17 protein-coding genes and 1 pseudogene are annotated in these 17,657 nt (G+C 65.3%); 9 read left to right on the top strand and 9 right to left on the bottom strand.

Going from position 1 to position 17,657, the window contains the following annotated elements; genetic code table 11:
* Nucleotides 1-68: 68 nt before the first annotated feature.
* From OIU93_RS08000 to OIU93_RS07990, 3 genes are all read right to left on the bottom strand, one after another.
* On the bottom strand, nucleotides 69-2,063 hold the full coding sequence (locus tag OIU93_RS08000; RefSeq protein ID WP_264269563.1) for an acetoacetate--CoA ligase: 1,995 nt from the start codon (nucleotides 2,061-2,063) through the stop codon (nucleotides 69-71).
* Nucleotides 2,064-2,125: 62 nt separating this feature from the next.
* Complete coding sequence (locus OIU93_RS07995; RefSeq protein WP_264269562.1) at nucleotides 2,126-3,016, bottom strand: amidohydrolase family protein; 891 nt, start codon at nucleotides 3,014-3,016, stop codon at nucleotides 2,126-2,128.
* Nucleotides 3,017-3,089: 73 nt separating this feature from the next.
* The gene (locus OIU93_RS07990; protein WP_264269561.1) at nucleotides 3,090-4,394 is read right to left on the bottom strand and encodes an MFS transporter; all 1,305 of its coding nucleotides are present in this window, start codon (nucleotides 4,392-4,394) and stop codon (nucleotides 3,090-3,092) included.
* Here OIU93_RS07990 and OIU93_RS07985 point away from each other — a divergent pair.
* The 5 genes from OIU93_RS07985 (at nucleotide 4,393) to OIU93_RS07965 (ending at nucleotide 8,993) form a co-directional block, all read left to right on the top strand.
* Nucleotides 4,393-4,593 (top strand): hypothetical protein, encoded by a 201-nt coding sequence (locus OIU93_RS07985; protein WP_264269560.1) that lies wholly within the window; start codon nucleotides 4,393-4,395, stop codon nucleotides 4,591-4,593. The genes OIU93_RS07990 and OIU93_RS07985 overlap by 2 nt on opposite strands.
* 172 nt (nucleotides 4,594-4,765) lie before the next feature.
* Nucleotides 4,766-5,602: an IclR family transcriptional regulator gene (locus OIU93_RS07980; RefSeq protein WP_264269559.1), complete on the top strand. Its 837-nt coding sequence runs from the start codon at nucleotides 4,766-4,768 to the stop codon at nucleotides 5,600-5,602.
* Between the two features lie 403 nt (nucleotides 5,603-6,005).
* Complete coding sequence (locus tag OIU93_RS07975; protein ID WP_264269558.1) at nucleotides 6,006-6,764, top strand: SDR family oxidoreductase; 759 nt, start codon at nucleotides 6,006-6,008, stop codon at nucleotides 6,762-6,764.
* Between the two features lie 36 nt (nucleotides 6,765-6,800).
* Entirely contained in the window at nucleotides 6,801-8,096 is a 1,296-nt protein-coding gene (locus OIU93_RS07970; protein WP_264269557.1) for an MFS transporter, read from the top strand.
* A 222-nt stretch (nucleotides 8,097-8,318) separates the two neighbouring features.
* Nucleotides 8,319-8,993 (top strand): metal-dependent transcriptional regulator, encoded by a 675-nt coding sequence (locus tag OIU93_RS07965; RefSeq protein WP_264269556.1) that lies wholly within the window; start codon nucleotides 8,319-8,321, stop codon nucleotides 8,991-8,993.
* 459 nt (nucleotides 8,994-9,452) lie between these two features.
* Here the strand turns inward: OIU93_RS07965 and OIU93_RS07960 are convergent, their stop codons facing one another.
* The 3 genes and pseudogenes from OIU93_RS07960 to OIU93_RS07950 all read right to left on the bottom strand — a co-directional run bounded on the left by OIU93_RS07960 (nucleotide 9,453) and on the right by OIU93_RS07950 (nucleotide 11,213).
* Nucleotides 9,453-9,761: a glycosyltransferase gene (locus OIU93_RS07960; protein WP_372342890.1), complete on the bottom strand. Its 309-nt coding sequence runs from the start codon at nucleotides 9,759-9,761 to the stop codon at nucleotides 9,453-9,455.
* A gap of 575 nt (nucleotides 9,762-10,336) precedes the next feature.
* Nucleotides 10,337-10,717 (bottom strand): annotated as a pseudogene (locus OIU93_RS07955) (glycosyltransferase); the annotation flags it as partial.
* A 187-nt stretch (nucleotides 10,718-10,904) separates the two neighbouring features.
* Nucleotides 10,905-11,213 carry a hypothetical protein gene (locus tag OIU93_RS07950; protein WP_264269554.1) on the bottom strand — a complete coding sequence of 103 codons (309 nt, stop codon included), beginning with the start codon at nucleotides 11,211-11,213 and terminating at the stop codon, nucleotides 10,905-10,907.
* 133 nt (nucleotides 11,214-11,346) lie between these two features.
* On the opposite strand from OIU93_RS07950, the gene OIU93_RS07945 reads away from it, so the two are divergent.
* Nucleotides 11,347-11,544, top strand: a complete 198-nt coding sequence (locus OIU93_RS07945) for a hypothetical protein (RefSeq protein ID WP_264269553.1) — start codon at nucleotides 11,347-11,349, stop codon at nucleotides 11,542-11,544.
* A gap of 155 nt (nucleotides 11,545-11,699) precedes the next feature.
* Nucleotides 11,700-12,983, top strand: coding sequence for a dicarboxylate/amino acid:cation symporter (locus tag OIU93_RS07940; protein ID WP_264269552.1), 1,284 nt, complete (start codon nucleotides 11,700-11,702; stop codon nucleotides 12,981-12,983).
* A 145-nt stretch (nucleotides 12,984-13,128) separates the two neighbouring features.
* Here OIU93_RS07940 and OIU93_RS07935 read toward each other — a convergent pair whose 3' ends face one another.
* Genes OIU93_RS07935 through OIU93_RS07925 form a run of 3 tightly spaced genes read right to left on the bottom strand, consistent with a single transcriptional unit; the run spans nucleotide 13,129 to nucleotide 15,694 of the window.
* A complete protein-coding gene (locus OIU93_RS07935; RefSeq protein ID WP_264269551.1) occupies nucleotides 13,129-13,998 on the bottom strand; it encodes a metal ABC transporter permease in 870 nt (289 codons plus the stop codon).
* Nucleotides 13,995-14,738, bottom strand: coding sequence for a metal ABC transporter ATP-binding protein (locus tag OIU93_RS07930; RefSeq protein ID WP_264269550.1), 744 nt, complete (start codon nucleotides 14,736-14,738; stop codon nucleotides 13,995-13,997). Before OIU93_RS07930 ends, OIU93_RS07935 begins: the two co-directional genes overlap by 4 nt.
* Nucleotides 14,735-15,694 carry a metal ABC transporter substrate-binding protein gene (locus OIU93_RS07925; protein WP_264269549.1) on the bottom strand — a complete coding sequence of 320 codons (960 nt, stop codon included), beginning with the start codon at nucleotides 15,692-15,694 and terminating at the stop codon, nucleotides 14,735-14,737. Before OIU93_RS07925 ends, OIU93_RS07930 begins: the two co-directional genes overlap by 4 nt.
* A gap of 304 nt (nucleotides 15,695-15,998) precedes the next feature.
* Here OIU93_RS07925 and OIU93_RS07920 point away from each other — a divergent pair, with 304 nt between their 5' ends.
* Nucleotides 15,999-16,778, top strand: a complete 780-nt coding sequence (locus OIU93_RS07920; RefSeq protein WP_264269548.1) for a VOC family protein — start codon at nucleotides 15,999-16,001, stop codon at nucleotides 16,776-16,778.
* A 319-nt stretch (nucleotides 16,779-17,097) separates the two neighbouring features.
* A complete protein-coding gene (locus OIU93_RS07915; RefSeq protein ID WP_264269547.1) occupies nucleotides 17,098-17,652 on the top strand; it encodes a cupin domain-containing protein in 555 nt (184 codons plus the stop codon).
* The last annotated feature ends 5 nt before the right edge of the window (nucleotides 17,653-17,657 follow it).

Genomic DNA, 17,657 nt, shown 5'->3' with positions numbered 1-17,657 from the left:
GTGAATAGGGCTTCACTCACGGTGCCGCCGGTGCCTCCCCTCGGGGAGACGCCGGCGGCACCTGTCGCTTAGGCTCCGGCCAGGATGCGGGAGACGGACTGCACCGTCTCGTCCAGGTCCTGCGGGTTCACCAGCACGCCGGTGTCAAGCACGCCGCCGGAACCGCCCTGCACCAGGCGCTTGAGCGGGATTTCCATGCGCTTGCCGGTGCGCGTGCGCGGGATGCTGCGCACGAACAACACGTGGTCCGGGACGTGGCGCGGGGAAAGCTGGGTGCGCAGCGCCGTGCGGATCGAGCGCTCCAGCCCCACGGTGTCCGCATCATCGGCGGCCTCCACCAGCAGCACCAGCTGGCCCATTGCGCCGCCTTGCTCGAAGTGCATCACCATGGCGTCGTTGACGCCGGGGTGGCCATCGAGCAGTGCATAGAACTCCGCGGTGCCCAGGCGCACGCCTCCGCGGTTCAGCGTGGCGTCCGAGCGCCCGGTGATGACCCAGCTGTCGCGCTCGGTGCGCACCAGCCAGTCGCCGTGGCGCCAGATGCCCTCAAAGACGTCGAAGTAGCTGGAGTTGTAACGCTCATTGTCCGGATCGTTCCAGAAGAACACCGGCATCGAGGGCATCGGCAGGGTGGCAACCAGTTCGCCGGGTTCCCCGCGCAGGGAGTTGCGTTCGTGGTCCCAGGAATCCACTGCTACACCCAGCGGGCGGCAGGCCATTTCCCCGGCGTGGACCGGGGACAGGGGACTGGCGCCCAGGAACGCCGCGCAGATGTCGGTGCCACCGGAGGTCGGCGCCATCACGATGTCGGGGTTGATCGAGTCGTACGCCCAGCCTGCGACGTCGGCGGCCAGCGGGGATCCGGAACACTGGATCTCGCGCAGCCGGGAGAGATCCCATTTCTTGCCCGGCTCGACACCCGCGTGGGCGCAGGCGGCCAGGTAGGCGGCGCCGGTGCCCATGTAGGTGGATTCGGTTTCGGCCATGACCGACCACTGCGACCACTGCCCGTCAAGGGTCGGCCAATTGGGATCCCCGTCCTGCAGGACCACACAGGCACCCACCAGCAGAGAAGAAGCACCCATGTTCCAGACCATCCACCCGGTGGTGGAGAACCAGTAGGCGGTGTCGGCCTCGGAGATGTCGAAGTGCAGGCCCATGGCCTTGTAGTGCTCCAGCAGCAGGCCGCCGTGGGAGTGCACGATGGCCTTGGGGGTTCCGGTGGTGCCGGAGGAGAAGAGCACCGTCATGGGGTGGTTGAACGGAACCGGTTCGATGATCGCCGGTGCGTGGTCCGCGGTGAAATCCGCCCATGATTCTGCACCCGGTGCGGCTGCCGCAACGTCCAGCTCTTCATCCAGGTAGGGCAGCACCACCGTGGGGATGTCGCCGAGCTCGGCCCGGACGGCAGCCAGGTCGCCGAGCTTGGAAATGTCCTTTGCTCCCCAGCGGTAACCATCGATGGAGATCAACAACGTGGGATCCAGCTGGCCGATGCGCCCCAGCACGCCCTTGACACCCATTTCCGGCGGCACGCAGCACCAGATGGCGCCCAGGCCGATGACGGCGAAGTAGGTGGCCAGGGTTTGCGGGATGTTGGGCAGGTAGCCTGCAACCCTGTCCCCGGACTTGATGCCGTGGCGGATCAGGCCCTGCTGGATGCGCTCGATCTCCTCGGTGAACCGGGCGCCGGTCCAGTCGATGGAACCGTTGGTCTGGCTGCGGGACTTGACCATGGTGTCCTGGGGGCGGCGGGCCAGGGAACGCAGGACGTGCTCGGTGAAGTTGATCCGGGCTCCGGTGAACCATTGCGCCCCGGGCATGGTGCGCTCGGTGAGCACCGAGGTGTAGGGGGCGTGGCTGATGATCTCGAAGTGGTCCCAGACCTCGCCCCAGAACTCCTCAAGGTTTTCAACCGACCAGGCCCAGGCATCCTCGTAGTCGGTGAAGTGCCGGCCGGTCTTGGCCTCGATCTTTTCCAGGAAGCGGCCCATTTGGCTGCTTGACCAGTCCTCGCGGGCGGGTGCGGGCCGCAGCAGTGCGCCGGGTTCGGTGTTCTTCATGGTGCTTTCCTTTAATGGTCTTCGTGTCGTCCAGGGATCCCGGAGGCGGGCGTGGCGGTGCGTTAGGAGGAGGTGGTGCCGGAATCGAGTCCGAGCAGCCTCACGGCGTTGTCCTTGATGATTTTTTGGCGCGGTCCCTCGCGCAGCTCCAGCTTCGCGAAGTCGGCCATCCAGCGATCCGGCGGCAACAGCGGGAAGTCGGAGCCGAAGAGGACCTTGTCCTGGAGCATGGTGTTGGCGTACTGCACCAGGTTGGCCGGGAAGTACTTGGGCGACCAGCCGGAGAGATCGATGTACACGTGGTTGTGGCGCACCGCCACCGCCAGGGCCTCGTCCTGCCAGGGGAAGGAGGGGTGCGCCATGATGATGCGCAGTTCGGGGAAGTCCACCGCCACGTCGTCCAGGGCCATCGGGTTGGAGTACTTCAAACGGATCCCGCCGGATCCGGGCATTCCGGCGCCGATGCCGCTCTGGCCGGTGTGGAAGAGTGCGGGGACGCCCAGTGACTGGATTTCCTCGTAGAGCGGGTAGGCGGTGCGGTCGTTCGGGAAGAAGGACTGCAGGTTCGGGTGGAACTTGAATCCCTTAATCCCGTAGTCCTGCACCAGGATGCGGGCCTCGGTGATGGCCGCCTTGCCGCGCGCCGGGTCGATGCTGGCGAAGGGGATGAGCACGTCGGCGTGCTTGGCCGCCTCCTCGGCGATGTAGCGGTTGGAGATCGGCGGGTGGCCGGTGGTGGCCTCGTGGTCGACGGTGAACACGACGGCTGCCATGTTCCGTTCGCGGTAGTGGGCCGCGACGGCCTCGATCCCCAGCGGGTCGTGGGCCGCGCCGAAGTGCGCCTGCGCGGCCTCGCGGAAATCGTCAGGCATGTCGGTGTGGCCGTGGTCGTCGGATTCGATGTGGACGTGCATGTCGATCGCGACCAGGTCGGCGACGTTGATCTTGCTCATGGTGGCGTTTATTCCTAGCCGGTGGCGGACGGGGCCGCCACCGATCGCTGGTTTGTCGGAAGGGGAAAGCAGGTCAGGAAAGAGTTGCGGCAACCGGTTCCGTCGAGCGGGTTTGGCGCTTGAGCGAGAAGGCCAACGCCACGATGCACAGGGCGGAAGCGGCCAGCGGGGCGGCGAAGAGCACGAAGATGTTCTCCGGCTTCCAGCCGCCGGCCAGCAGATAGCCGACCAGGATCGGGGCGACGATGGAAACCAGGCGGCCGAGGCCGATCATCCAGCCGACACCGGTTGCCCGGGCCCGGGCGCTGTAGATCTCGGGGGAGACCGTGTAGAAGCCGGCGATGCCCGCGGTGGTGAGCATGCCCAAGAAGAGCGCAAGCACCATGGCCAGGGTGATCTGGGTGAAGAGCATGGAGAAGACAACGTAGGCGGCGGCCGATCCGAGCAGCGCGATGACCAGCAGCGGGCGTGCTCGGTAGCGCACGGCCAAGGCGCTGAAGACGAAGCAGCCCAGGATGCCGCCGGCGTTGGCGATGGTGCCTGTGGTGACGCCGATCGAGTTGTCGCCGGTGACGCCGGCAATGATCTTCGGGGTCCAGGTGTTGGCGAAGTAGTATGCGGCCACGAGGCAGCCATAGCCCGCCCAGAGCATGAAGGTGCGGAAACGGATCGGGGTGGTCAGGATTTCGCCGATCGCCGACTGCTCCTTGCCGGTGGCCGTGATGGCCGGCAGTGCGTCCAGTGCCGGGCGCCCGATCTTGGCGAGGATGTTGTTCACGCGCTTGAGGGCGCCGGCGGGCCGGCGGGTGAACAGGTAGTCAAGGGATTCGGGAAGCCAGATCCACGAGACGACGAGCATGATGATGGTCAAGACCGCACCGACGGCGAAGAGGGAGTGCCAGCCGAAGTTCGGGATCAACGGTCCGGCCACGAGGCCGCCGATGGTGGCGCCGATCGGGTAGCCGGCGGTGTAGATGCCCATGATTGAACCGCGACGCTTGTTCGAGGAGTATTCGGACACCAGGACGTTCAGGTTGGCCATCATGCCGCCGACGCCCAGGCCGGTCACGATCCGGAAGACCAGGAGTTGGGTGGCATCGCCGGCGAAGACCGAAGCGACCATGCCGATGCTGATGACGACGAGGGAGATCAGGGTGAGGCGGCGGCGCCCGATCTTGTCGGCGAGCGGAGTGAGGAAGATGGAACCTGCAGCCATGCCGAAGAGGCTTGCGCTCAGCAGGAATCCGAGGGCGGCGGGCTGGATGCCCCACTCGCGAGAGAGCACCGGCGCGGCGTAGGCCATGGCGGCCACATCGAAACCGTCAATGAGGATCAGGGTCAGGGCGATGACGACCGCCATTACCTGGAACCGGCTCATGGCCGAACTACGTATTTCCGCGAGAGTTTCCATGGGAGCTTCCTGGTTTGGTAAAGGTGCAACGGGCGGAACGCCGCCCGTCAATGTGAGTTTAGTCATGGATGTGACGGAGGAACCATATTTTGTGCGCAAATTCCGTTATACAGAATTGTTGATGATGATTTCATCGCGATTCACCCTTTGGCTTTGGGGTCTGTAGGGAATCCGCGGGGTACGTGCCCGGCTCTCGATCGTCAGACTCATTCCGTATGAAGGAATTCATGATGGTTGGGAGGAGGGCGCGCAGAGTGTGTCCCCCGGGAGCGGCATGGGCGGTGCCGCACCCGTCAGCGGAGCCCGGGTGCCGGGCGGCAACATGGGATGCTTGTGCCATGACCAACTCCACGCCGGATGCAGCTGCGAGCGATTCCAAATCTTGGACCGACGGCGCAACGCAGCCGCCCATCGAATCGGTTGACCGCGCGTTGCAATTGGCTCTCATGCTCCGCTTCGGTGGCACCTTGACCGTCACCGAGGCGGCCGCGCGGCTCGGCGTGGCGGTCTCCACGGCGCACCGCCTGCTGGCCGCCCTTTCCTACCGGGGATTTGCCGGCCAGGACCGAGAACGGCGCTATGTGGCGGGACCTGTTCTTGCCGCCCACGCGGTCGGGGCCATAGCCCGAAGTTCATTGCGCGACCTGGCCCGCCCGGCACTTGAACGGCTCCATGCCAGGCTCCATGAAACCGTGGGCTTCATGGTGTTGGAAATGGGCTCGGTTCGTTTCCTCGACGGCATAGATGAAATGGAGCAGAACCTGAGGGTGGTGATTCGTGTCGGGGACAAGTTGCCGGCGCTCGAGTCGGCCGGCGGCAAGGCCATGCTGGCGCAACTGCGAAATGACGACCTTGCCGCAGTTACATCCGCATCGGGGGTCCCGGCGCCGCTGGACGAGCGGGCCGGGTCGGAAGGTGGATCGCTTGCAACGCTGAAGCGGCATCTGGCTGTGGTTCGCCGCAATGGCTATGGGGTGAATTTGGAGGAAACCTCACCGGGCATCTGTGGAGTGGGCGTTGCGATCCCCACGACAGGACAGCCGCTCGGGGCCTTTACGACCGTTCTGCCCACGGCACGCTTCCATCGGGATGAGCTCAAGGGCTACGTTGAGGCCCTTGCTCAGGCGGCGGACGAGACCGGCCGTCGCATCGCGGATCTGACGCGCGCGCTCTGAGGTCGGATAGTTCCCTGCCGGGCAATAATCCCCGCTTCGTGTGACCAAGGAAATGTTGCGTTCGACTTTCCTCTGGACGGAAAAGTTGACGAGATTTCCTGGACAGAACCCCTACTTGTATGTAATTGCATGTAATTTCTACGAGGGTGAGAACTTGACATTCCGGCAGCGGGAAAACCGGAATTGCGGTGTGATCGGCGCCGTTGACGCCGGATTCGGGCAGGCCTACTGTATGGAATGCATCAACACCGGGAGCGGAATTCCTTTCCGCACCGTGAGACGCATACAAGCACGGACCGTCACCCGCCGGACCACCTGGCCCGAGAGTCCCGGCCCTCGCCGTACATAAGAATGCGAACCGAAGTCGTGGGATCCACGGCATCGCGTAGAAGGAGTCGAAATCATGTCACAGCGTGTACTCATCACCGCCGGAGCCGGCGGAATCGGACTGGCCATCGCCAAGGCTTTCGTTGCCAACGGCGCCCGCGTCCACATCGCCGACGTCAACGCCGAGGCCGTCGCGGCGATCGTCGCGGAAAACGAGAACATCACCGGTTCGGTCGGCGACATCAGCAAGGCCGAGGACCTCGAGGTGCTCTTCAAGGACATCGAGGAACAGCTTGGCGGCCTGGATGTGCTCGTCAACAACGCCGGCATCGCCGGAGCCACCGCCCCGGCCAACGACTACCCGATCGACACCTGGGCCGCCGTCGTGAACATCAACCTCACCGGCACCCTCATGGTCACCCAGCGCGCCATCCCGCTGCTCAAGGAATCCGACGCGGGCTCCATCCTGGTGATGTCCTCGCTGGCCGGCCGCTTCGGCTACCCGAACCGCATCGCCTACGCCACGACCAAGTGGGGACTGGTCGGCTTTGCCAAGACGCTCGCCCTGGAACTGGGCGATTTCGGCATCACCGCCAACACCATCCACCCCGGAGCCGTCGAGGGCCCGCGCATGGGCAGCGTATTGGCAGGCCGCGCCGAGGCCAACGGCACCACGGTGGAGGAAGAAACCAACAAGGCGCTGGACAACCAGTCGATCCGCAAGTTCATCGACCCCAACGACATCGCCCAGCTGGCCCTCTTCCTGGCCGGCCCGCACGCCCGCACGATCTCGGGACAGATGTTCCCGATCGACGGCGACTCGAAGCACTCCTAGGCAATCTGAACCACTAGCTGAATCGCAGAACCGGACATGTCCACCACAAGTAACACTTTCGGCGAAAACCTTGCACAGGCCGCAGGCGCGGGCAACCCCCGCCCCGGGCTGTGGAAGGGCCGCATCATCATCATCGTTGGGCTGCTGCTGCTGGGCATCGGCCTGCGCTACGCGGTCACCGGGCTCTCGCCACTGCTGACCACCGTCACCGGCGAACTGGGCATCGGCACCGCCGGGGCCACCTTCATCGGCATGCTGCCCACGCTGAGCTTCGGCATCGGCGGCTTCCTGGCCCCGGTCATTGTGCGCAAGATCGGGCTGGAGGCAACCGCCCTGATCGCCGTGATCCTGGCCGCCGTCGGCACCATGGTGCGTCCCTTCAGCGACAGCCCCGCGATCTTCATGGCCCTGACGTTCGTGGCCCTGCTGGGCATGGGCTTCGGCAACGTGGCTGGCGCCCCGCTGGTCAAGAAGCACTTCCCCGACCGCCAGGCCTCCATGGTCACCGTCTTCGCCCTGCTGATGCAGGCCGGGGCAACGCTGCCGGCCATGACGGCGCTCCCGCTGGCCAATGCCGGTGGCTGGCAGTTCTCGCTCGCCTCGTGGGGCGTGCTCTCACTGGTCGCCGTCCTGCCCTGGACGCTGGTGCTTCTGAAGGAACGCCGCAGCGGTGCCCCCACCGCGGCGCAGAGTGCCACGGCCGGTGCGGCGGCCGGAACGGGTCTGGGCCTGGGCCGCTTGGTCGCCAGCCCCGTCGCCGTCGGAACCGCACTGTTCTACGCCATGGCCTCGCTGAACATCTATGCCATGCTGGCCTGGCTGCCCACGATCATGCAGCAGGGCTTCGGGCTGGACAAGGGATCGGCCGCCACGGCGTTTTCCGTCTACACGTTCATGACCCTCCCGATGGCGGTGATCACCCCGCTGATCGCCAACAAGATGCGCAACCCGGCGATCCTCGCGGTGATCCTGTCGGCGGCCGGCCCGCTGGGCTACCTGCTGATGCTGACCGGAATCGGCCCGCTGTGGCTCGCCGCCCTGGTGGCAGGTCTCGCCGGAGGAGCCTTCCCGCTGGCGATCGCGATGTTCAACCTGCGCAGCCGCACCACCGCGGGGTCCGCGGCCATGGCAGGATTCGCGATGGGCGTCGGCTACCTCTTCGGCACCCTTGGCCCGCTGCTGGGTGGTTGGCTCTTCTCCACCACCGGTGGCTGGACCGTCCCGCTGTGGGTGTACGTGGCAACCTTCATCCCGATGTCTCTGGGCGGCATCATGATGGCCCGTACCGGCCGATACGTCGAGGACAAGGCCGGGGTCGCCGGCCAGGCGTAACCGCGCGGTACACGGCGACCCGGACCCCGGTCCATGTACGCGAACGGCCCGGTCAAGCGACCGGGCCGTTCGCATGGGCGGGAGCCTCCGGGCACGCGCAAGCGCCAAGCCCCCTGTACGGCATTTTGAACTTCCGCGACCGCCTCGAGCGGGGCCGGATCCAGGCGATGTCACACCCGGGCCGGAAACCGGTGTGCGGGTGCGCTCTGTAGACTCGTACACATGTCGGTTTCGGATCTTTCCATCAGCACGCAAAACTATTTGAAGGTCATTTGGGGGCTCTCCGAATGGTCGGACGATCCCGTCACCGCAACAGACATCGCACAGAAATCCGGGCTGAAGGTCTCCTCGGTCTCCGATGCGGTGCGCAAGCTGACCGCGCAGGGCCTGGTCAGCCACGCCCGCTACGGTGCCGTCGAGCTGACCGAAGTGGGCAGAAAGTACGCACTGGACATGGTGCGCCGGCACCGGCTGCTGGAAACCTTCCTGGTCCAGACCCTGGCCTACAACTGGGACCAGGTCCACGACGAAGCCGAAAACCTCGAGCACGCCATGAGCGACTTCATGGTCGAACGCCTTGATGCCTTCCTGGGCCACCCCGACCGCGATCCGCACGGGGACCCGATCCCCAGTGCCGACGGGGTGCTGACCAGGCCTGACGCCGTATTGCTGAGCACCGTGGAGCCCGGCGTCCGGGTCACCGTGGAGCGGATCAATGACGAGGACCCGGCGTTGCTGCAGTACCTCAGCGCGCAGGGTGTTGTGCCCGGGGTGGACCTGGTCATCACCGAGGCAGCCCCGTTCTCCGATGCGGTGCTGCTGCAGGTCGCCGACGGAACCGGCACCATCAGCCTGGGACGCCAGGCCACCGAGGCGCTGCACGTCTCGCGCGGCTAGAAGGGCAGCGGCACCACGCGCTGCCAGGGTCCTGGCTTCGCCGTCGATGTCGCTCCGGGGCGGCTTACCTGGCGGCCTGCAATTGTCGGGCTTGATCTTGATGGTGTATGGCAAGGAATGGTCGCCGGTGATTGATGTTCGCATCTCCAAAGCGATAGGAATCGCGGCAAATCAGGGTTCATGGCGTTGCCTTACTGAATCAAGATGGCGATCGCCCGGTCGAGGAGGACCGTATTCCACGGGAGGGTGGCGCCCGTGAGAAGATTCAGCACTGAAGTCCGGTAGCGCTTCTGCCGGGTGTGTGTCGAATGGTGGAACGAATACGAGTTGGGCAGCTGGCCAGATGTTATGCGTGCCTTGCTCGATTTCCAAGACGAAGCAGACACGCTCCATGGGTACTGCACCTCCGGGGAAGACCGGCTGTGGTCGCGACCACCCGGGTGATCGCCGTGGGATGGCCTATTGGCCGACGGCTGTCACTCCCGTGATCTGTTCCAGGACGTGCACGCCGACGACGAGACCGTTTTCAGCGCGGATGGCGGCACCCATCTCATCGGCGCGGGAGGTATAGGAGTCGGTGTGGACGAGGGCGCCGAGACTGCTGGCCAGGCTCGTGCCCAGGTCCCTGGCCGGGAGCGGGGCGGGGCCGACGCCGAGCGCATGGACCCGCGTTCCCCAGAATGGCTGGTCCCCAGGGAACGGCACGACCAGCGTCGGGCGACCCGCCCGCAGTCCGGCCGCGGTCGAGCCCGCGCCGCCGTGGTGCACGACTCCGCGACTCGCGGGAAGAGCCACGCGTGGGGCGCGCCCTCGATGACCAGCACGTCCTCGGTCCCGGCCTCGCCGGGAGTGATGCCTCCCCAGCCGGTCGCGATGATCCCGCGCAGGCCGTGGACCCGCAGTGCGGCCAGGATGGTGTCTCGGCGCTCGTTCGCTCCCTTGCCGAAGCCCATGGAGCCGAACCCGACATAGACCGGAGGCTCACCTGCCGCGAGGAAGTCCGCCAGGTGCGCCGGCGGCTCCCAGGCGGCGCCGTCGACGTCATCCAGGAACCAGTACCCAGTGACGTGGGCCGAAGGCGGGTAGTCCGCGGGGACCGGCAGAACGTGCCTGCTGTACGGGTACATGACGTGGACCGAGCTGCCGTCCGAATTCCTGAGCGGGTCCGCGAGGTGGCCGATGCGACCCAGACCGACCTCGCGCCGGAAGTCGTTGACCATGCCGCCATACATGACACCGGCCATCCGCCTGAACCCGTAGGTCGCGCGATTTCCCCACGCACCGAAGGAGGCGCCGCCGAAGAACGGCATCGCGTGCGCACGCGTTGGGGTGAAAAACGGCAGCGGGAGCGACAGCACGCCGGGCACGCCCAGCGCCTCGGCGATGTGCTGCCCGGCAAGACACTTGGGGTGGTACACGACAACGTCCGGGTGCGCCGCCTGCGCGGCAGCCCAACACTCCGCGTTCAGCTCGCGCATCGCGGTGCTCATGATCCCCAGCGTTCGCCACGCATCCAGGGGTCCACTCAGATCCGGCATGACTTCCTGGAGTAGGCGCAGCATCGTGGAGCCGGCGGGCTGGTGCGTGATGGTCCCGGGACCGCTGTGCGGGATCAGATCCGCGAACCCCTCGGGGACGGCGAGGGTGACGTCGTGCCCGGCGCGGGCGAGCGCGCCGGCGAGGGCGGCGTAGGGCTGGATGTCGCCGCGGGTCCCGAACGACATGATCAAGACATGCATGGCAGGTTCCTCCGGACGGGATCCTTGACCGCCCAGCGGGGCTGCCGCATCGCCGAATAGACTTCCCGGTCCCTTTCAACGACATCTTGACTACGCTTAGCCATTTTGTGGGCGGTATCCCTGAAAGTTCCAGGCGGCGTATAAAAGGACCGGAACTGGCGCGAAGGTAGAACTAGGATTCCTTGCGGTGTCCGCCAAAGATCATCGAGGCCAGCGCTGCGACCCCGGTGACGGTGAATACTGCCGGCCAGGCACCGATCTTTTTGGCCAGTGGGTGGGACGCAACGAATGCCGCGATGTACGTGCAAGTGAGGGCGGCCGCCCGTGCCGTGCCGGCGTCGTTTTTCCAGACGGTGAAGGCGGCCAGGCCGCATGCCGCCAAAACGGCACCACCTGCCTGACGGTTGCCCGTATCGCGGGCGACTTTGTAGCCGAGCAGGAGGCCGGTCTTGGCCATTCCGGTCGAAATGATGCGCGACATCCGAGATCTCCTTCGGCGGTACGGACAAGCGTCAACTTAAGCATAGGTCCGGTGCCGGTGAACACGCAGGAAAAATCACTGTCGGTCTCATACCACGGCGCTATCGAGCCGCCGGAAAGGCGCCTGCGATAAGGTGCGCACGGCGTACCAGCGGCTGCTGGAGCACGAGGCCATAAGCCAGTTCCATACCGAGGCGCTCGCGGCTATCCAACGGTTCCTGAACCCGACGGTCATCACCCGCAGCCTCAAGACCAACCGGAACCAGCTCATTAACCGGGCCAAGACGCGGGCCCAGGGCGTTGACGTTCCATTTGGCGAGCAAATTAACTGAGGCACGCAAGGATTCTTGCGAGCACTAATCTTGAGTCAAAGCGACTGATTTCGAGGAATGGCTCACAGCGTCTAATATGGCTGAGGCGTGGGCTGCGCCACAAACCAGCTTGCGCATCGCCGTGCGACCCGACCCCGTCGACTTAAGGACCCCCCATGAAGCTGCTCAAATCGATTCCCCTGCTTGGCTGGATTCTCCTGGCCATTGTCCTGGGCATACTGACTGGGCCGATCATGCCGGCTTGGCTCGGTGGGGCATTCCTGACCTACAACTCGATTTTCTCGGGTTTCCTCGGCTTCATCGTGCCGCTGATCATCCTGGGCCTGGTCGCACCGGCAATCGCCGAACTCGGCAAGGGTGCCGGCAAATGGCTCGGGATCACCGCCGCCATCGCCTACGGCTCCACGATCCTCGCCGGACTGCTCGCCTACTTCGTGAGCCGCTGGCTGTTCACTCCGTCCTTGTCGGGCGGCGGCCTCGAGGCCTTGGGCGAAGAATCCGATTCGGGCTTCACCCCCTACATCACGCTGGTGGCCAGTGCCGGCGACTCGGCCACCGAGATCGTGCTTGAGCCGGTCATCGGCGTGATGAGCGCACTCGTGCTCGCCTTCGTGATCGGCGTGGGCCTGACCGCGTTCCATTCCAAGGTGCTCTTCCGCGGAGCCGTCGAATTCCGCACGATCATCGAATCCGTGATCCGCCGCATCATCGTCCCCGCATTGCCGCTGTTCATCTTCGGAATCTTCATGGACCTCTCGGCCAGCGGTGCCGCCGTCGCCGTGGTCACCAAGTTCCTGCTCGTGGCCCTCGTATCCTTTGCCCTGACGTTTGTCGTGCTGCTGGTGCAGTACTCCGTGGCCGGATCGATGACGGGGCAAAACCCGCTCAAGGCACTGTGGCGCATGCGCGATGCCTACTTCACCGCGCTGGGCACCTCCTCCTCGGCCGCGACGATTCCGGTCACGCTGGCCTCAACCAAGAAGAACGGCGTCTCCGACTCGGTGGCCGGTTTCGTGATCCCGCTGTGCGCCACGATCCACCTCTCCGGCTCGATGGTCAAGATCACCTGCTTCTCGATCGCGGTGCTGCTGCTCACCGGCGGTGACGTCACCTTTGGCGCGTACCTCCCGTTCATCCTGATGCTCGGTGTCATGATGATCGCCGCCCCGGGCGTTCCCGGCGGCGCGATCGCCGCCGCGGCCGGCCTGCTGGCCCAGATGCTCGGCTTCGGCGAGGTCGAGGTTGGCCTGATGTTCGCCGCATACATCGCGCTGGACAGCTTCGGCACGGCAACCAACGTGACCGGCGACGGCGCCATCGCACTGATCATGAACAAGCTCACCCGCGGCCACCTCGGTGCGCAGGCACAGGATCCGTCCGACGAAAAGGTGGAGACGATCGAGCGCAGCGCGACCGAATCGCACACGCTGGCCGAGTAACACCCCCCGTCTCCGCACCCACAGCAAACACAAAAGAAGCCGATGTTGCAGCGCAACATCGGCTTCTTTTGTACCTGGTGGAAATCCTGTCGGGACGGGCGACGCCCCAAACGGCCTGGTGTCCGCCGCTTCGGGTGGACGGGTATTACTTGGGGGTGCGCAGGCGGCGCGCCGATCTGGAGATGCGGCGTCCAAGCAGCCCTTGGGTGGGGCTGAAGAGGTAGACCAGCGCGAACACCGCTCCCTGGGTCAGCACGATCATGCCGCCCGAGGCCGTGTCCAGGTAGTAGCTGATGTACAGCCCGATGACCGCACAGGCGACTGAGACCGCCGGGGCGATGACCAGCATTCGTCCGAACCTGTCGGTGAGCAGATGCGCCGTGGCGCCGGGGATGATCAGCATGGCGACCACCAGGATGACGCCCACCGCCTGGAGCGCCACCACCGAGGTCAGTGCCAGCAGGCCCAGCAGCGCAGCACCCAGCAGGCGCGGATTCAGGCCGATGGCGTGGGCGTGGGTCGCATCGAAGGCAAAGAGCGTGAAGTCCCGGCGCTTGAGCAGCAACGCACCCAGGGCCAGCACGCCCAGGATGACGATCTGGATGAGCTCGGGCTTGGAAACCCCCAGAAGGTTTCCGAAGATGATGTGGCCCAGGTCGGTCTGCGAGGGGGTGACGGAGATCAGCACCAGGCCCAGGGCAAAGAGCGTGGAGAAGACAATGCCGATGGCCGCGTCCTCCTTGATGCGGCTGGTGTCGCGCACCGCCCCGATCAGTGCCACGGCAAGGAAACCGAAGAGCAGCGCGCCGATCGCGAAGGGCACCGAGAACACGTAGGCCAGCACGACGCCCGGGAGCACCGCGTGGGAGACGGCATCGCCCATCAGCGACCAGCCGATGAGCACCAGCCAGCAGGAGAGCACCGCGCAGACGGCAGCGGCGGTCACCGCCGTGGCCAGGGCGTTGATCATGAAGCCGTAGCCCAGCGGCTCGAGGAGCAAGTCGAGGAGGTTCATGCTGCGTCCCCCCGTCCCAGCACGTCAAGCCCGAAGGCCAGGGCAAGGTTTTCGGGCCGCAGGACCGTCTTGGGATCCCCGTGCATGAGCACCCGCTGCATCAACAGCACCGCCTCGTCGGCCAGTTCGGGCAGGGCGTGCAAGTCATGGGTGGAGATCAGGATCGCCGCCCCTGCCCGTGCCTGCTCGCGCAGCAGCCGGGTGATCGTGGCCTCGGAGCGCTTGTCGACCCCGGCGAACGGTTCATCCAGCAGCAGGATCGTGGCGTCCTGGGCGATGCCGCGGGCCACGAAGGCGCGCTTTTTCTGCCCGCCGGAGAGCTGCCCAATCTGCCTTTGGGCGTAATCGGTGAGTTCCACGCGTTCAAGGGCCTCGTCGACCGCCAGCTTGTCGGCCTTGGAGGGGCGGCGGGTGAAACCCATGTGCCCGTAGCGGCCCATCATGACCACGTCGTGCACCGAGACCGGGAAGGCCCAGTCGACGTCTTCGCTTTGCGGCACGTAGCCGATGGCCGCCGACTTGCGGGCCTGGGCGGGAGTGCCGCCGTTGACGCGCACCGTCCCGGAGTCCGGCTTGACCAGGCCCATGATGGCCTTGAACAGCGTCGATTTTCCCGAACCGTTCATGCCCACCAGGCCACAGATACGCGAGTTCTTCAATTCCAGGCTGGCATCCTTCAGAGCCAGGACGTCCCCGTAGCGCACGGTGAGGTCCTGGACGGTGACGGCCGGGGCGCTCATGGCTTTTCCCCGGTCAGGGCCTGAAGGATCACGTCGGTGTCGTGCCGGATGAGATCGAGGTAGGTGGGCACCGGGCCATCGGCCTCGGAGAGCGAGTCGACGAACAGGGTGCCGCCAAAGGTGCTTCCCGAGCCCTGCACGACCTGTTGCATCGGGGCATCGGAGACGGTGGATTCGCAGAACACCGCGGGCACCTCATTGTCCTTGACGAACTCGATGGCCGAGGCGATCTGCCGCGGGGTGGCCTGCTGCTCGGCGTTCACCGCCCAGATGTACTTTTCGGTCAGGCCTGCGTCGCGGGCCAGATAGGAGAAGGCGCCCTCGCAGGTCACCAGAGCACGCTCATTCTCCTTGAGCCCGGAGAGTCCCTGGACCAGGTTCTTCTCCAGCGTTTCCAGCTCCGCGTTGTAGGCAGTGGCATTTCGGGTGTAGTACTCGCGGTTTTCCGGGTCGAGTTCGATAAAGGCGTCGCGGATGTTTTCCACGTATATTTGCACGTTGACCGGGCTCATCCAGGCGTGCGGGTTGGGCAGGCCGGCATTGGCGTCCTCGGAGATGTCCATGACCTCGACGCCTTCGCTGACCACCACGTGCGGCACGTCGAGTTCGACGATGAACTGCTCGAACCAGGCCTCGAGGTTCAACCCGTTGTCCAGGATCAGATGCGCGCGCGAGGCCTTGGCGATGTCCTGCGGCGTGGGTTCATAGCCGTGGATCTCGGCACCTGCCTTGGTGATCGACTCGACGGTGATCTTGTCCCCGCCAACGTTCCTGGCGATGTCGGCCAGCACGGTGAAGGTGGTCAGCACCACCGGGCGATCGGAGTCGTCCTGGCCGGAAATGGCACCGGGGGAGTTGCATCCGGAAAGCGTCGCGGCAAGTGCCAGGCAGGCCAGGGCCGCGGACAGCCGGCGGCGCCAGGAAGTGAAGGCGCGGATGCGGGAAGGATTCGTCATTGAGGTCCTATGCGGGGCGGTGTGTCGGTGGGTGAAAACAACGGGTAATTCATAGTACGGCATGACGTACATGGATGTACGCCTCGGCGTAACCCTATTTGTCCGGCCGTCGAGGGAGTGTGGTCCGGGGAAGAATTCCGGTCTGCCGGGGCCACGGTGCCAGGGCGGCGGGCGGGACGGACCGACGCTCCATCCTACTTACTGCCGGGTACGTGGCGTCAGCCCATTGATGTGTCGCGACAGCGGGCATAGACTCACGCCTGGACCCACATTACACACCCTCATTCATTGCCTTGGAGGCACCATGCCCAAGCCGGAACTCACCGTCGGCGCTCCCTGCTGGATCGACCTGCTGACCTCCGCCCCGGAGAAATCCCAGGCGTTCTATACGGAGCTCTTCGGCTGGACCTACGAGGCCGGGGATGCAGAACTGTATGGCGGCTACATCACCGCTTCCAAGGACGGGAAGATGGTAGCCGGGATCATGAACAACGACGGTACTTCCGGGTCCCCGGATGTCTGGACCACCTATCTGCGGGTGGATGACATTGACGCCGCAACGAAGGCCGCGGCCGAGCACGGCGGGCAGGTCTACCTGCCGCCCATGGAGGTTCCCGAGCAGGGCAAGATGGCGATGTTCGGGGACGCCGGAGGCGCGGCGGTGGGGATCTGGGAGTTTGGCGGGCACACCGGATACGAAGTGGCTGCCGAAAACGGTGCACCCGCCTGGCACGAACTTTTTACCCGGGACTTTGCCCCGACCGTGAAGTTCTATGAGGACGTCTTCGGCTGGGACACCGCGGTGGTGGGCGACACCGATGAATTCCGATACACCACACTCGGTGCCGGGGATGATTCCAAGGCAGGGATCATGGATGCCAGTTCGTTCCTGCCCGCGGGCGCACCGGCCAGCTGGCATGTGTACTTCGCGGTTGAGAACGCCGATGCCATCATCGAAAAGACCTTGGCATTGGGTGGCGAGGTCATCCAGCCTGCGGAAGATACGCCCTTCGGGCGCAATGCAGCGCTGAAGGATCCAACGGGCGCGGAGTTCTGGATTACCCAGGACATCGGGCAAGGCTAAATGTGCCGGGACCGGGCCACCGGTTCCCGACGGCAGGGGGGAAACATTGACGTCGGCGCTTTGCCGCTTGGGGCCCGAGGCGCCGACGCCAATGCCCTTCATGCGATGTCCGACGCTGCCGCATACCGCGCCCAGGACGGAACCGGGACCCGCAGGATAGACGTGGGTTTGCCGGTCAACTCCGAAGGCATATATATGTATCAGCCAGTCGAGGCGTATCGAGCCTGCCCCCGGATCGGGGCAAGACGCGGGCGCTGAAATGGCCGTGGCCGTGGCCGTGGCCATGGCCTTGGGGTGGCAGTGAGTCTAGTCTCGGAACATGGTGCAAATTGGAGAAGAGATGGTCAATGCCCGCTCCGGCGAACGATTTGTCTGGCGGGCGACGCGAGTGTCAACGGGTGGGGAATACTGCGAGTTTGATCTGTACCTGGCACCGGGCGCGCGGGTGGCGGCCGCCCACCGCCATCCGAATCAGGAAGAGCGCTTCACCACGGTTTTCGGGCGTCTTGACTTGGTAAAAGGTGACAAGCGAACACTGCTGGGTCCTGGTGAAGTTGGCGTCATTCCGCCGGGTACCGCACACCGATGGGGCAATGCCGGGGAGCCCGCACATGCGATCGTGCGGCTGAGCCCCGCACTGCACGCCGAGGAATTCTTTGCAATGTTCTGTCTGCTGGCATCCGAGGGCAAGGCCAATGCCGCGGGACTTCCCCGAAACCCGCTGCAGATGGCGGTGCTGCTGGACGCCTATCGCGAGGAATTCGATTTTGCGACCGAGTCACAACACCGCATGCTCAGCGCTCCTCTGGCCGCGCTGGGCGCGATCGGCCGCCGTATCGGGCTGCGTAGCGGACATCCCGACGAAGATTCCTGAGTTTT

The sequence above is a fragment of the Paeniglutamicibacter sp. ZC-3 genome (genome assembly GCF_025847175.2).
Classification (GTDB): Bacteria; Actinomycetota; Actinomycetes; order Actinomycetales; family Micrococcaceae; genus Paeniglutamicibacter; species Paeniglutamicibacter sulfureus.
The sequence above is the reverse complement of the archived record's forward strand: the minus strand, read 5'-3'. Positions and strand labels throughout refer to the sequence as shown.

Excerpts from the sequence above, each read along its gene's own strand:
- OIU93_RS08000 (WP_264269563.1), bottom strand. The coding sequence starts at position 2,063 with ATGAAGAACACCGAACCCGGCGCACTGCTGCGGCCCGCACCCGCCCGC.
- OIU93_RS07995 (WP_264269562.1), bottom strand. The coding sequence starts at position 3,016 with ATGAGCAAGATCAACGTCGCCGACCTGGTCGCGATCGACATGCACGTC.
- OIU93_RS07985 (WP_264269560.1), top strand. The coding sequence starts at position 4,393 with ATGGCCGAACTACGTATTTCCGCGAGAGTTTCCATGGGAGCTTCCTGG.
- OIU93_RS07990 (WP_264269561.1), bottom strand. The coding sequence starts at position 4,394 with ATGAGCCGGTTCCAGGTAATGGCGGTCGTCATCGCCCTGACCCTGATC.
- OIU93_RS07980 (WP_264269559.1), top strand. The coding sequence starts at position 4,766 with ATGACCAACTCCACGCCGGATGCAGCTGCGAGCGATTCCAAATCTTGG.
- OIU93_RS07975 (WP_264269558.1), top strand. The coding sequence starts at position 6,006 with ATGTCACAGCGTGTACTCATCACCGCCGGAGCCGGCGGAATCGGACTG.
- OIU93_RS07970 (WP_264269557.1), top strand. The coding sequence starts at position 6,801 with ATGTCCACCACAAGTAACACTTTCGGCGAAAACCTTGCACAGGCCGCA.
- OIU93_RS07965 (WP_264269556.1), top strand. The coding sequence starts at position 8,319 with ATGTCGGTTTCGGATCTTTCCATCAGCACGCAAAACTATTTGAAGGTC.
- OIU93_RS07950 (WP_264269554.1), bottom strand. The coding sequence starts at position 11,213 with ATGTCGCGCATCATTTCGACCGGAATGGCCAAGACCGGCCTCCTGCTC.
- OIU93_RS07940 (WP_264269552.1), top strand. The coding sequence starts at position 11,700 with ATGAAGCTGCTCAAATCGATTCCCCTGCTTGGCTGGATTCTCCTGGCC.
- OIU93_RS07935 (WP_264269551.1), bottom strand. The coding sequence starts at position 13,998 with ATGAACCTCCTCGACTTGCTCCTCGAGCCGCTGGGCTACGGCTTCATG.
- OIU93_RS07930 (WP_264269550.1), bottom strand. The coding sequence starts at position 14,738 with ATGAGCGCCCCGGCCGTCACCGTCCAGGACCTCACCGTGCGCTACGGG.
- OIU93_RS07925 (WP_264269549.1), bottom strand. The coding sequence starts at position 15,694 with ATGACGAATCCTTCCCGCATCCGCGCCTTCACTTCCTGGCGCCGCCGG.
- OIU93_RS07920 (WP_264269548.1), top strand. The coding sequence starts at position 15,999 with ATGCCCAAGCCGGAACTCACCGTCGGCGCTCCCTGCTGGATCGACCTG.
- OIU93_RS07915 (WP_264269547.1), top strand. The coding sequence starts at position 17,098 with ATGGTGCAAATTGGAGAAGAGATGGTCAATGCCCGCTCCGGCGAACGA.